A 13,017-nucleotide genomic window follows, 5' to 3' on the forward strand; every position below is an offset into this window, starting at 1 on the left:
CTCGCAATTTATGCTCCACGCTTCCTTCCCACACTCGGTCGCCCTCATGCAGTTGCGCTTCACTTCGTTCGTTGTGATCAACTTACGGCGGGGCTTGCACCCGCGAGAGTGCGCCCATGCTGGGCGCACATGAAAAAGCCCGGCATCTTGCGATACCGGGCTTTAAGCAAAAGTACCTTATTGCTTACGGCTTGCTGGCTGTCGGAAACGGCCAGGCAGCTTGCGGGTTCAGAGTAGTCTGAGCCGCAGGGGCAGCCGGGGCAGCAGGTGCTTTGGCAGCGGGTTTTTTCGCGGCTTTCTTCGCAGCGGGTTTTTTCGCTGCTTTCTTGGCCGCAGGCTTCTTGGCAGCAGCTTTCTTCGCTGGCGCCTTCTTCGTTACTTTCTTCGCTGCCTTTTTTGCCGCAGGCTTTTTAGCTGCTGCTTTTTTCGCAGCTGGCTTTTTGGCCGCTACTTTTTTGGCCGGGGTTTTTTTCGCTGGCGCTTTTTTTGCAGGAGCTTTTTTAGCTGCTACTTTTTTCGCTGGCGCTTTTTTGGCCGGGGCTTTTTTAGCCGCTACTTTTTTAGCAGGGGCTTTCTTCGGAGCAGCTTTTTTAGCCGCAGATTTTTTCGCAGTTGCCATAGTTTTCTCCTTGATCACATTGCAAAGAGCACTTCACGGTTGGAGTACGCGAAGCGATTCACGGCGTTGGGCGGACGGATAACCGTGCCCAGCGCCACGAACACAGGAGCAAAGCCCAATGCGCACTCTTTGGTAGCGTCACTGGTCATTGCAATTCTTGAAGTCATTGTGTGTCTGCAGCCTTGTCAATCCCAGGAAAGAGCGCCACCGGACTGGTACTCAATCACGCGGGTTTCAAAAAAGTTGCGTTCTTTTTTCAGGTCGATCATCTCGCTCATCCAGGGGAACGGGTTTTCCTCGTTCTGGAACAGCGTCTCCAGGCCGATCTGCGTGGCCCGGCGGTTGGCGATGTAGCGCAGGTAGCCCTTGAACATGGAAGCGTTCAGGCCCAGCACGCCGCGCGGCATGGTGTCTTCGGCGTAGCGGTATTCGAGTTCGACCGCCTTGAGGAACAGGGCCTTGATCTCGGCCTTGAAGTCGGCGGTCCAGAGCAGCGGGTTTTCCAGCTTGAGCTGGTTGATCAGGTCGATGCCGAAGTTGCAGTGCATCGACTCGTCGCGCAGGATGTACTGGTACTGCTCGGCCGCGCCGGTCATCTTGTTCTGCCGGCCCAGCGCCAGAATCTGGGTGAAGCCGACGTAGAAGAACAGGCCTTCCATCAGGCAGGCAAACACGATCAGGGATTTGAGCAGGGTCTGGTCGGACTCCTGGGTGCCGGTCTTGAAGTTGGGGTCCGAAATCGCGTCGATGAAGGGGATCAGAAACTGGTCCTTGTCCCGGATCGACTGCACCTCGTTGTAGGCGTTGAAAATTTCGCTTTCGTCCAGGCCCAGCGACTCAGTGATGTACTGGTAGGCGTGGGTGTGAATGGCTTCTTCAAAGGCCTGACGCAGCAGGAACTGGCGGCACTCGGGCGCCGTGATGTGGCGGTAGGTGCCCAGCACAATGTTGTTGGCGGCCAGCGAGTCGGCGGTGACGAAGAAGCCGAGGTTGCGCTTGACCAGGCGGCGCTCATCTTCTGTCAGGCCGTTCGGGTCTTTCCAGAGCGCGATGTCGCGCGTCATGTTGACTTCCTGGGGCATCCAGTGGTTGGCGCAACTGGCCAGGTATTTTTCCCAGGCCCACTTGTACTTGAACGGAACCAACTGGTTCACGTCGGTCTGGCCATTGATGATGCGTTTGTCAGCGGCCTTAACGCGGTGTGCGGTGGGTGTGACGGCTGCGGGAGCAGCGCTACGTGTCTGCGTGGAGGTCAGCGCGCTGTCGTCAAGCATGCGAGGCGCCGCTTGAGGCTGCACGGAAAGAGGCGGAAGCTCCATCGAGCGGCCTTCAGGCAAGCCGCTGATCAAAGATTTTTGCAACGATGGTTTGGCTTCTTCGTCCCAAGTCAACATAGATGTTTCCAATAAGTTGGATTATGAAAGCAGCGATACAAAATGAAAAGTGTTCATTCACATCGCTATAAATTAGTGTTGCTCAATTACATCGAATCGGGCACTGCATTTTTCAGTGCCGCGATTCGTTTTGTTATTGGCACGCCTCGCAACCTGGATCATCAATCGCGCAGAACTTGATGTCGGTGGCGGGCGATGCATCCATCTGCGCCTGCGCCGTGGCCGCCGCCGCATCGAGTGCGTTCATGCTGCCGGTGTCGTCGGTATTGCCCGAAGCCACTGCGTTCATCTTGCCGGCTTTCACCGTGGACTTCTCGGCGTGCGTGGCGCTCATGGTGCGCAGGTAATAGGTGGTCTTCAGGCCGCGCAGCCAGGCGAGTTTGTAGGTGTCGTCGAGCTTTTTGCCCGAGGCGCCAGCCATGTAGATGTTGAGCGACTGTGCCTGGTCAATCCACTTCTGTCGACGCGAGGCGGCCTCGACCAGCCATGTCGCATCAACTTCAAACGCTGTGGCGTACAGCGCCTTGATGTCCTGCGGCACGCGGTCAATCGGGCGCAGCGAACCGTCAAAGTGTTTGAGGTCCACCACCATCACGTCGTCCCACAGGCCCAGGCGCTTGAGGTCGCGCACCAGGTAGTGGTTAATGACCGTGAACTCGCCGGACAGGTTGGACTTGACCGAGAGGTTGCCAAAGCAGGGTTCGATGCAGGCGTCCACGCCGATGATGTTGGAGATGGTGGCGGTCGGAGCAATGGCGACGCAGTTGGAATTGCGCATGCCGTCTTTGGCGATTTTCTTGCGCAGCGCGTCCCAGTCCAGCGTGGCCGAGCGGTCGACTTCGAGATAGCCACCACGCTCTTTGGCCAGCATATCCAGTGTGTCCAGCGGCAAAATGCCCTGGTCCCACAGCGAGCCCTTGTAGCTGGTGTATTGGCCGCGCTCTTTGGCCAGCTCGGTCGAGGCCCAGTAGGCGTGGTAGCAGACCGCTTCCATGGACTTGTCGGCAAACTCGACAGCCGCATCCGAGGCATAAGGGATGCGCAGTTCGTATAGGCAGTCCTGGAAACCCATGATGCCCAGACCCACAGGGCGATGGCGCATGTTGGAGTCACGGGCCTTTTTGACCGCGTAGTAGTTGATGTCGATCACGTTGTCCAGCATGCGCATGGCCGTGGTGATGGTCTTCTTGAGCTTCTCATGATCGACCGCGCCGTCTTTCAGGTGCTGCACCAGATTGACAGAGCCGAGGTTGCAGACTGCGGTTTCGGTGTCGCTGGTATTGAGCGTGATCTCGGTGCACAGGTTGGAAGAATGCACAACGCCGGCGTGTTGCTGGGGCGAACGCACATTGCAGGCGTCCTTGAAGGTGATCCAGGGATGTCCGGTCTCGAACAGCATCGAGAGCATCTTGCGCCACATGTCGATGGCTTGCAGTTTGCGGGCCGGCTTGATCTCGCCGCGTTCGGCTTTGGCCTCGTAGGCCACATAAGCCTTTTCGAACTCGATGCCAAACTTGTCGTGCAGGTCGGGCGTGTCCGATGGCGAGAACAGTGTCCAGCTACCTTTTTCCATCACGCGGCGCATGAACAGGTCGGGGATCCAGTTGGCGGTGTTCATGTCGTGCGTGCGGCGGCGGTCGTCGCCGGTGTTCTTGCGCAGTTCCAGAAACTCCTCGATGTCCAGGTGCCAGGTTTCGAGGTAGGCGCAGACCGCGCCCTTGCGCTTGCCACCCTGGTTGACGGCGACGGCGGTGTCGTTGACCACCTTCAGGAACGGTACAACCCCTTGCGACTCGCCATTGGTGCCCTTGATGTGAGCGCCGAGTGCACGCACCGGGGTCCAGTCGTTGCCGAGGCCACCGGCAAACTTGGACAGCAGCGCGTTTTCCTTGATGGCATCGTAAATGCCGCCCAGGTCATCGGCCACGGTGGTCAGGTAGCAGGACGACAGCTGCGAGCGCAGGGTACCGGCATTGAACAAGGTCGGAGTGCTCGACATGAAGTCGAACGAGGACATGATTTCGTAGAACTCGATGGCGCGGGCTTCGCGGTCGATCTCGTCAAGCGACAGGCCCATGGCCACACGCATGAAAAAAGCCTGCGGCAGCTCGATGCGCTGCTTGCGCACGTGCAGGAAGTAACGGTCAAACAGGGTCTGCAGACCGAGGTAGTCAAACTTCAGGTCGCGCTCGGGCTTGAGCGCGGCACCCAGGCGCTCCAGGTCGAACTGTTGCAATCTTTCGTCGAGCAACTCGTTTTGCACGCCCTTGGCGATGAAATCCGGAAAATACTCGGCGTAACGCGTGCCCATGTCTTCCTGGACGACTTCCTCGCCCAGCACTTCACGGCGTATCGTGTGCAGCAGCAGGCGCGCGGTGGCGTAGGTGTAGTCAGGGTCTTTTTCGATCAAGGTACGTGCCGCCAGGATGGAGGCCTTGTAAACCTCGTCGATGGGCACGCCGTCGTACAGGTTGCGCATGGTCTCGGCAACGATGGGGGCGGGCTTGATCTCGGCGCCCAGGCCGGCGCAGGACGCTTCAATCAGGGCCTGCAACCTGCCCAGGTCGAGTGCGACTTTCTTGCCGCCGTCGATCACATGCAGTTGTGGCGCCTGGGAAGCCGGGGCCTGTGGCTGGCGTGCGCGTTCCTGCGTGCGCTTCTCGCGGTACAGCACATAGGCGCGGGCGATTTCGTGGTGGCCGCCGCGCATCAGGCCAAGCTCGACCTGGTCCTGCACGTCTTCTATATGGAAGGTGCCGCCGCCCGGACGCGAACGCATCAGCGCGCGCATCACGGCCTGGGTCAGGCCGTCCACGGTTTCGCGCACGCTGGCCGACGCCGCGCCCTGGGTGCCGTGCACCGCCAGGAAGGCTTTCATCATCGCGACGGCAATTTTGTTCGGCTCAAAAGGCACCACTGCGCCGTTGCGGCGAATGATCTGGTAATGGGTCAGGGGATTGGGCTGGGCGTTGTTGCTGCCGGACTGGGGGGCCATCGGCATGCCGGCGGCGGGTGTTGCATGTTGGGCTGTTTGCATGGTTCCTCGTTATGTTTTGTTGTTGGGCGAGTGATGGATTCGGGGCAAAGGGGAAGACTGACGGTTGCCTGTGGCGGACGCGTTTGGCTGCTGTTCCTTGGGTTGCGGTGCCCCGAATGCATCAAATTGAATAGAGGGCTCAGACACTATACCTAGGGTCTGGAGTGATTTCAAGCACTACAGGTAGTGTATCGCCTGCTTTTGATGGCGTTACTTTATGTAGCCGTTTTTCGCCTGTGAATAATGCCCATATTGGATCGCGGCGCGGCAGCCTGCGCTACTGTGACTGGAACGCACATAGATGGGCAAAAACAGGCTTGCAAGCCGCAACCGCATTGATTCTGCTTGCTGTCTGCGTGACGCAGCGAGGCCGCTGGAAGTGCTGCTCTTTTTCTCCCTGCACCCTGTTGGCGTGTTTTCGAGATGCGGCCGCTTCAGTCGCCTGCGGGAAAACACTTAGCCGACAATCCCAGCGAGGCTTGTAACTGCAGCCAGTCGAACCCGGCGCCCGGGTCGAGCTTGCGGCCGCCTGCAATGTGCTGGTGACCGGCCAGGTGCTGCACCGGGTAGTGACGCAGCAGCGCCGCGCAGATGCTTGCCAGCGTTTCGTACTGGGCAGGTTCAAACAGCCCTCCCTCCAGGCCTTCCAGCTCAATGCCAATCGAGTCGTCGTTGCAATTGCTGCGGCTGCGGTAGCTCGACTCGCCCGCGTGCCAGGCGCGCTGGTCGCAACTGACGAATTGCCATAACTGTCCGTCACGGGTGATGAAGAAGTGCGAGGACACCTGCAGCCCCCGTATGCTCTGAAAGTAGGGGTGAGCGTCCCAGTCAAGTTCGTTGCTGAACAGCTTTTGCACCTGCCCGGTCCCATACGCGCCGGGCGGCAGGCTGATGGAGTGGATCACGATCAGGTCGATCAATGCGCCATCGGGGCGCTGGCCGAAATTCGGTGACGCCAGTGCGCGGGCGTAGCGGTACCAGCCCTGGTGCCACAGCGCTTGCGAACTGGCCCCCACGCCTGCCACTTCGTGTGCTTGCGGCGCTGCGCTGCCCCTTGCACCAGAAAGAGGGGCTGTTCCGCCTAGGGGCGGCCCGTCGACGGAACCCGCTTTTAACAACTCACTGGGGTTCATCGGGCGAGTCATCGCTGTTGGGAGTGACGATCTCCAGTCGGGCGATGCGGTAGCGCATCTGGCGCAGACTGATGCCCAGCTTGGCTGCCGCAGCGGTTCGGTTGAAGCCGGTTTCCTGCAGCACCTTGGTCAGGATGCCACGCTCCTGTCCGTCCAGAAAATCCTGCAGGTTGTCCGGTACCGTCACCACCTGCTCAATCGTCGGTATGGCCATGTGCAAGTCGTTGTTCTCGCCCAGCGCAACCGCGCGGTGCAGCATGTTTTCCAGCTCCCGCACATTGCCGTTGAAAGGATGAGCCTGCAGGCGCGCCAGGGCCTGGGCGGAAAGGTCGGGAACGGGCAGGCCCGACTCCCTGCAAATCCGGCCCAACAAGTCCTGGCACAGCACCGGCAGATCTTCGCGGCGATCACGCAGCGCCGGCACCTGGATTTCGATCACGTTCAGCCGGTAATACAGGTCCTGGCGAAAATGCCCGGATGCCACAGCGGCGCCCAGGTCCTTGTGGGTGGCGCTGACAACACGCACATCCACCGTGTCCTCTTGCGCCGAGCCCAGCGGCCGGACCACCCGCTCCTGGATCGCACGCAACAGTTTGGACTGCATGGCCAGCGGCAGGTCGCCGATTTCGTCAAGAAACAAGGTGCCGCCCTTGGCCGCCTGGAAATAACCCTGACGGTCCTGCGCCGAGCCGGTGTAAGCGCCTTTGCGGGCACCAAAAAACTCGGCTTCGAGCAGGTTTTCGGGGATGGCGCCGCAATTGACCGCGACAAAAGGTCCAGCCACGCGGTGGCTGCAGTCATGCACGGCTCGCGCGACGAGCTCTTTACCGGTGCCTGATTCCCCCTGGATCAGCACCGGTGCCATGCTGCCAGCGACCTTGACGATGCGGGCCTTGACGGCCTGCATCACGGTCGACTCGCCGACCAGGCGTTGCAAGGTCGGCGATCCGTCGCCAGGACTGGCCGCTCTGGGGACTGGGACGGCGAGGTCGTGGCCTGGTTTTGCCCTGTCGCTGCCCACCGGTAGGCTGCTACCGGCCGGCGTCTGGATGGCCGACGCCACCACGCTGCGAAATTGCTTGAGATCCACCGGCTTGGTCAGGTAGTCAAAGGCACCGGCTTTGAGTGCCTCCACCGCATTTTCGGCGGACCCATGGGCAGTGATCACGACGCAGCGCTCAGGCCGCTGCTGGCTGACCATCTCGCGCAGCAATTCCAGGCCCAGGCCGTCGGGCAAACGCATGTCGGTGATCACGGCGTCAAAGCGCCGCTCCTGCAACTGGACGCGGGCTTGCGCCAGATCGGCTGCGGCCTCTACCCGGTAACCTTCGCGCAGCAAGGTCAACTCGTAGAGGGTGCGCAGGTCCGGCTCGTCGTCAATCACCAGTATGTGGGCCTGATTCGGGGTGCTCATGGGCGTTTCGTATTTTTTTACAAAATAGTGGGGCGTCAAAACAGCGTGTCGAGGGCGCCCGGCGGCAGCGCCATGTCGGCGGCCGCAGGTTTGAAGATGACAAAAAACTCGTTGCCCTCCACCTGCCCGCGCGCCACCCGTTGGTAACCCACCAGAGCACCGTGGCGCTCACACAACTCCCTGCAGATATACAGGCCCAGTCCGCTGGAGCGGCTTTCCGACGAAAAGAAGGGCTCGAACAAATGCGCCTGCACGGTTTTTTCAAGCGGCTGTCCATCACTCCAGACCAGCAGACGCACTTGCCCCGAAGCGGCATCGGTGGACACCTGGATGGCGTCGGCGGCAGGGCTGGCATAACGCAAGGCATTGTCCAGCAGGTTGACCAGCAGGCGCCGCAGGTGTTCGGCCTCGAACAAAATCGCGACCTGGCCGGTGCCCGGCTGCACCCGCAGCCGGTGACTGGCCGCATTTTGTAGCGCCCAGTCCGCGCAGATGCGCTGCATCATGTCGTCAAGCCGCAGCGCGCGCGTCTGCACCTGGGGTGCCTGTTCCTGGACGCGCGAGAGGTTAAGGATTTCCTCGACGATACGTGCCAGGCGCTGGGCGTTCTGCGCGACCATGCGGGTTAGCTGCCGGTGCCCGGCATCCTGCAGGTCCTCTTCCAGCAAGGCATTGGCCTGCGTGATGGCGGCCAGCGGGTTGCGGATTTCATGGGCGACGGCCGCCGACATGCGGCCCATGGCGGCCATTTTCTCAGTGCGGACCTTGGCCTCCATTTCCCGGAGGTCTTCCAGGAACATCACACACAGGCTTTCGCGCGAGCCGTCGCGCGAGGCCGCCAAGCGCGTGCGCACCTGCAGGCGCCGGGCATCGCGCCAGGCATGTCCCAGTCCCACGTCGGCCTGCTGCGGCGTTTGCCGCTCGAAGGTCAGGTGCGCCAGTTCGGCCAGGGGCTGCCACGCAACTTCCGCAGCGAGCACAAAGGGAGCGGTGCGCGCTTCGCCCTGCGCCGTCAACAGGCGACGAGAGGCCGGGTTGGCCGCACGCACGATGCCGTTGGTGTCGATCACCAGCACACCATCGACCAAGGTGTCAATCACCAATTCATTGACCTGCGTTTGCATACGCGCAGCCGACTGGCTGCTGTAGGCCCGCTGCTCCTCCCTGGACAGGCGCAACGCCAGTTGGTTGGCCAGCAGAGCCACCGCAAAAAAACCGGATCCGCTCAGACCGGCCTGCAGAAAGCGGGAAGCGGACTCGCCCTCAGCTTGCAAAGACAACCACCAGGCGTCGGTCAACAACAGCAGCGTGACGCTGGCGGCGGTGCCCAGCGCCAGCAAAATCGGCCCCAGTACAGAAGCCAGCAAAACCGGCAACGCAAATAAGGCGGTGTAGTTGATCACACCGGTCTGCCAGAAATTCAATGCAGAAAAAGCCAGAACATCGATCCCCACCGTGAACAGCCATTGGGTATCAAAGGTGCTGCCCGGCGGCTTGGGTTGGGCCCACAAGCGCACCGCCAGCGTGGCAACAAAATACGCCAGGCACAGCAGGACCATGACCTTTTGAACGGGCTGCCCCAATGCGTAGATAGTCGCCTGCAGAGCCAGCAAGACACTGGCAATGGTGACGCGGGCCGTCATGAAGGCGCGCCAGAGCCGGCCAAAAGATTGGCCAGCCGGCCCCGCATCCCAGGCGCCCGGTTGGTTGTCTAGCGGTCCAAACCAGGAGTTGCCGGAATCTGCGGACGTGTTCATCAAGGGCCTGTTCACACGCGAGCCGGCGCTAGTGCTGCAACCCGGAAGCAGCGGAACAAAATGAAAGTGATGGATTCGCGCCCAGGGCAAGGCGCAAGCCGCAGCGAAGGCTGTGCGCCTTCGCAAGGATTGCAACGCTGCCATGGGTGCGAAGACGCGCTTTCATGTTTCGTTACTTTCGGGTTGCAGTACTACGCCTCGCCTTGCCGGCGATGCGCGTCGCTGCAATACAAGCCGCGGCTGCCTGGCAAGGCATCCGGGCGCGGCAGGTGGACAGCGCAGACCGCGCAAGCCACCACTTCGGTGGCTTGCTTGGGGCCGGCGACATTGGGGGCTGTCGGCGGCTTGAATTTTTTCTCGCGGAGTTCGGCTCGCCGGCTGTTGCGCCACAACCAGACGCCGACCAGCACTACCACAAAGACAATCAGGTATTTCATACGCGCTTCAAAACAACTTCAAGCACAAAACGCGAGCCCGCATAACCCAGCAACAGCAGGCCTGAGCCCAGATAGAGCAGGCGCACCGCCTGGCGGCCGCGCCAGCCCAGGCGCGCCCGGCCCGCCAGCAGACCGGCAAAAGTCAGCCAGGCCAGCACTGAAAATACCGTCTTGTGGTTCCACTGCCAGGCCAAACCGGGACCGTACAGGGTTTCGGCAAACAGCCAGCCCACCGTGAGCGTGGCAGTCAGCAGCACAAAACCGGCCTGCACAAACCGAAAAGTCAGGCGTTCCAGCGTCAACAAGGGCACGCCAGTGTCCGCTTGCGTCGCCGAACGGATCGAGCGTTCGGACCGATTCATCAGCCCGCCGTGCACCACGGCAGCGGCAAACAGGCCATACGATGCAATGCCCAGCGCCCAGTGCAAGGGCAACCAGGGTGAAGCGATCAGGTGGTAGCTGGAGCCGGGAAACACCAGCACCAGCAGCACCGCAGCCGTGCCCAGGCCAGCCAGCGCCCAGCGTGCCTTCAGTTGTGGGAACAGCCGGCTCTCCACCGCATAGACGCTGAGCACCAGCCAGACAGTCATCGACAGGGCCGGTGCAAAACCAAAGCGCGGCGGCTCGCCAAGCAGGCCGTCAGCCAGTGCCAGCGCGTGCAGCAGCCAGGCCAGAAACAGCACGGCGCGGGTGCTTGTTTCACTCAGGCGCCGGGCTGCCAGCGCCAGCACGGCGTAGGCCAGCGCGGCGGCGATGGCCGTCGCCAGACCCCACCCAGCGCTCAAAGTTAAAATCATGGCTACAGTTTAGCTGTAGCCGCCTGCCGCGCGGGCCTGTATTTCTTCCTTCACTTCCTTTTGCTCCAGCTGTGGAGCCTGCTCATGGCCTCTGCCCTTACCGACAAACTTTCCCGTCTCGTCAAGGAAATGCGAGGCCAGGCCCGCATCACCGAGTCCAATGTGCAGGACATGCTGCGCGAGGTGCGCATGGCGCTGCTCGAAGCCGACGTGGCGCTGCCGGTGGTGCGCGACTTCATCACCCGCGTCAAGGACAAGGCGCTGGGCCAGGAGGTGATGAGTTCGCTCTCGCCCGGCCAGGTGCTGGTCAGCATCGTCAACCGAGAACTCGCTGCCACCATGGGCGAGGGTATCAGCGACATCAACCTGGCCGCCCAGCCGCCAGCCGTGATCCTGATGGCCGGCCTGCAGGGCGCGGGTAAAACCACCACCACCGCCAAGCTGGCCAAACACCTGATCGAAAAACGCAAGAAAAAGGTGCTGACAGTTTCGGGTGACGTGTATCGCCCGGCGGCCATCGAGCAGCTCAAGACGGTGACCCAACAGGCTGGCGCCGAGTGGTTTCCAAGTTCAGCCGACCAGAAGCCGGTGGACATTGCACTGGCCGCACTCGACTACGCACGGAAACACTTCTTTGACGTGTTGCTGGTCGACACCGCCGGCCGGCTGGCGATTGACGAAGCGTTGATGGCCGAGATCAAGGCCCTGCATGCGGCGCTCAATCCGGTTGAAACCCTGTTTGTTGTCGACGCCATGCAGGGCCAGGATGCGATCAACACCGCCAAGGCCTTCAAGGAAGCGCTGCCGCTGACCGGCATCATCCTGACCAAAACCGACGGCGACTCGCGCGGCGGCGCGGCGCTCAGTGTGCGGCAGATCACCGGCGCGCCGATCAAGTTCTCGGGCACCAGCGAGAAGATCGATGGCCTCGAAGTGTTTGATGCCCAGCGCCATGCCGGGCGCATTCTCGGTATGGGCGACATCGTCGCGCTGGTCGAGCAGGTCACGGCCGGCGTGGACATGGAAGCGGCGCAAAAACTTGCTGCCAAGATGAAGTCCGGCAGCGGTTTTGACCTCGATGACTTTTTAAGCCAGTTGCAACAGATGAAAAGCATGGGCGGCCTGTCCAGCCTGCTGGAAAAACTGCCGGCACAGATGGCGGCCAAAGCCGGACAGGTGGACATGAACAAGGCGGAAAAAGACATTCGCCGCAAGGAAGGCATCATCCAGAGCATGACCCCGCTGGAGCGGCGCAAGCCCGAGCTGATCAAGGCCACCCGCAAGCGGCGCATCGCTGCGGGCTCCGGCGTGCAGGTTCAGGAGGTCAACCGCCTGCTCAATGAGTTTGAGCAGATGCAGGGCATGATGAAAAAGATGAAGGGCGGCGGGATGATGAAGATGATGAAACGCATGGGCGGCATGAAAGGCATGCCGAAGTTCTGAAAAACCGTCGCCATCGCGCAACTTGATGGTCAAATCGGCCCTTGACCCTTATTGGACGTGCGTAAGCAGCTATTAAATTCATAGCAAATGGAGGCATGCAGTGTGCCACCAAACCACGGCTATTGCCCACGTCTCATGACCACATCACACCTGCTCTACCTGCATGGTTTTCGCTCCTCGCCACAATCGGCCAAGGCACGCCAGCTCGGTGCGTGGGTGCAGCAACAGCACCCCGGGGTGGTCTGGTGGTGCCCGCAGTTACCGCCCTCACCGCGCGCCGCGATGCAGATGGTGCACGAAGGTGTTGCAGCCTGGCCGCATGCAAGCATGGCCGTGGTCGGCTCGTCATTGGGCGGCTTCTACGCGACGCATGTGGCGGAAACCTGCGGCTGCAAGGCGGTGCTGCTGAACCCTGCCGTGAATCCGGCGCGCGATTTGGCGAAGTACATCGGTGAGCAAACCGCCTGGCATGCCCCGGATGAACGCTTCTACTTTGAGCCCGGTTTTGTGGACGAGCTGCGCGTGCTGGAGGTGCCCGGCCTGCAGCACCCTGAGAACTACTTTGCCGTCATCGCCAAGGGCGATGAGGTACTGGACTGGCGCGAGATGACAGGCCGCTACCCGGGCGCGCACATCAAGCTGCTGGAAGGCGGCGACCATGCGCTCAGCGATTTCCAACAGCACATGGCACAGATCGTGGACTTCCTGGCCTTGGACTGAGACCTGCAGCGCAGCGGCCTGATTACACTATTGAGCGTTTCAAGACTCCTGACAATCGGAACACTCAACCCTCACCCCGGCCCTCTCCCAGAGGGCTAGGAGTCCGTTGGGCTTGGGGCGTCGAAAGCGAAAATCGGCCCCAGCGAGGACAGTTTTTGCCGGATTTGCAGGCCCATAGCCCAGCTATGGGACAAGAAGACGGTGAAAAATGGACCGCTGCGGTCGATTTGCAGCCGACGATTCCCAGGTCCGACGGGCTCCTAGGT

10 protein-coding genes are annotated in these 13,017 nt (G+C 61.2%); 2 read left to right on the plus strand and 8 right to left on the minus strand.

All coding sequences use genetic code 11. The features are described 5' to 3' along the window. Positions 1–184: 184 nt before the first annotated feature. The 8 genes from Q8O29_RS16215 to Q8O29_RS16250 all read right to left on the minus strand — a co-directional run bounded on the left by Q8O29_RS16215 (position 185) and on the right by Q8O29_RS16250 (position 10,588). On the minus strand, positions 185–619 hold the full coding sequence (locus Q8O29_RS16215) for a histone H1-like DNA-binding protein (RefSeq protein ID WP_305564637.1): 435 nt from the start codon (positions 617–619) through the stop codon (positions 185–187). Positions 620–804: 185 nt separating this feature from the next. Continuing rightward, positions 805–2,013 carry a ribonucleotide-diphosphate reductase subunit beta gene (locus tag Q8O29_RS16220; RefSeq protein ID WP_305564639.1) on the minus strand — a complete coding sequence of 403 codons (1,209 nt, stop codon included), beginning with the start codon at positions 2,011–2,013 and terminating at the stop codon, positions 805–807. A gap of 133 nt (positions 2,014–2,146) precedes the next feature. Then, complete coding sequence (locus Q8O29_RS16225) at positions 2,147–5,050, minus strand: ribonucleoside-diphosphate reductase subunit alpha (protein ID WP_305564640.1); 2,904 nt, start codon at positions 5,048–5,050, stop codon at positions 2,147–2,149. Between the two features lie 434 nt (positions 5,051–5,484). Beyond that, complete coding sequence (gene ampD / locus Q8O29_RS16230) at positions 5,485–6,066, minus strand: 1,6-anhydro-N-acetylmuramyl-L-alanine amidase AmpD (RefSeq protein WP_305564642.1); 582 nt, start codon at positions 6,064–6,066, stop codon at positions 5,485–5,487. 103 nt (positions 6,067–6,169) lie between these two features. Then, positions 6,170–7,597, minus strand: coding sequence for a sigma-54 dependent transcriptional regulator (locus tag Q8O29_RS16235; RefSeq protein ID WP_305564644.1), 1,428 nt, complete (start codon positions 7,595–7,597; stop codon positions 6,170–6,172). A 35-nt stretch (positions 7,598–7,632) separates the two neighbouring features. Beyond that, positions 7,633–9,354 (minus strand): PAS domain-containing sensor histidine kinase, encoded by a 1,722-nt coding sequence (locus Q8O29_RS16240; RefSeq protein ID WP_305564646.1) that lies wholly within the window; start codon positions 9,352–9,354, stop codon positions 7,633–7,635. Positions 9,355–9,545: 191 nt separating this feature from the next. After that, the gene (locus tag Q8O29_RS16245; RefSeq protein ID WP_305564648.1) at positions 9,546–9,791 is read right to left on the minus strand and encodes a PP0621 family protein; all 246 of its coding nucleotides are present in this window, start codon (positions 9,789–9,791) and stop codon (positions 9,546–9,548) included. Then, positions 9,788–10,588, minus strand: coding sequence for an inner membrane protein YpjD (locus Q8O29_RS16250; protein WP_305564650.1), 801 nt, complete (start codon positions 10,586–10,588; stop codon positions 9,788–9,790). The genes Q8O29_RS16245 and Q8O29_RS16250 overlap by 4 nt, the downstream gene beginning before the upstream one ends. Before the next feature lie 84 nt (positions 10,589–10,672). Here Q8O29_RS16250 and ffh point away from each other — a divergent pair, with 84 nt between their 5' ends. Both ffh and Q8O29_RS16260 read left to right on the plus strand, forming a co-directional pair. After that, positions 10,673–12,031 (plus strand): signal recognition particle protein, encoded by a 1,359-nt coding sequence (ffh, locus tag Q8O29_RS16255; protein ID WP_305564652.1) that lies wholly within the window; start codon positions 10,673–10,675, stop codon positions 12,029–12,031. 135 nt (positions 12,032–12,166) lie between these two features. Continuing rightward, positions 12,167–12,751, plus strand: a complete 585-nt coding sequence (locus Q8O29_RS16260) for a YqiA/YcfP family alpha/beta fold hydrolase (RefSeq protein WP_305564654.1) — start codon at positions 12,167–12,169, stop codon at positions 12,749–12,751. The last annotated feature ends 266 nt before the right edge of the window (positions 12,752–13,017 follow it).

The organism is Polaromonas sp., from assembly GCF_030689685.1.
In the GTDB taxonomy this organism is placed as follows: Bacteria; Pseudomonadota; Gammaproteobacteria; order Burkholderiales; family Burkholderiaceae_C; genus Polaromonas.

Bases quoted from the DNA above. Each gene is read 5' to 3' on its own strand.
- Q8O29_RS16240 (WP_305564646.1), bottom strand. From the start codon at position 9,354: ATGAACACGTCCGCAGATTCCGGCAACTCCTGGTTTGGACCGCTAGAC.
- Q8O29_RS16250 (WP_305564650.1), bottom strand. From the start codon at position 10,588: ATGATTTTAACTTTGAGCGCTGGGTGGGGTCTGGCGACGGCCATCGCC.
- Q8O29_RS16220 (WP_305564639.1), bottom strand. From the start codon at position 2,013: ATGTTGACTTGGGACGAAGAAGCCAAACCATCGTTGCAAAAATCTTTG.
- Q8O29_RS16215 (WP_305564637.1), bottom strand. From the start codon at position 619: ATGGCAACTGCGAAAAAATCTGCGGCTAAAAAAGCTGCTCCGAAGAAA.
- Q8O29_RS16235 (WP_305564644.1), bottom strand. From the start codon at position 7,597: ATGAGCACCCCGAATCAGGCCCACATACTGGTGATTGACGACGAGCCG.
- Q8O29_RS16225 (WP_305564640.1), bottom strand. From the start codon at position 5,050: ATGCAAACAGCCCAACATGCAACACCCGCCGCCGGCATGCCGATGGCC.
- Q8O29_RS16260 (WP_305564654.1), top strand. From the start codon at position 12,167: ATGACCACATCACACCTGCTCTACCTGCATGGTTTTCGCTCCTCGCCA.
- Q8O29_RS16245 (WP_305564648.1), bottom strand. From the start codon at position 9,791: ATGAAATACCTGATTGTCTTTGTGGTAGTGCTGGTCGGCGTCTGGTTG.
- ffh (WP_305564652.1), top strand. From the start codon at position 10,673: ATGGCCTCTGCCCTTACCGACAAACTTTCCCGTCTCGTCAAGGAAATG.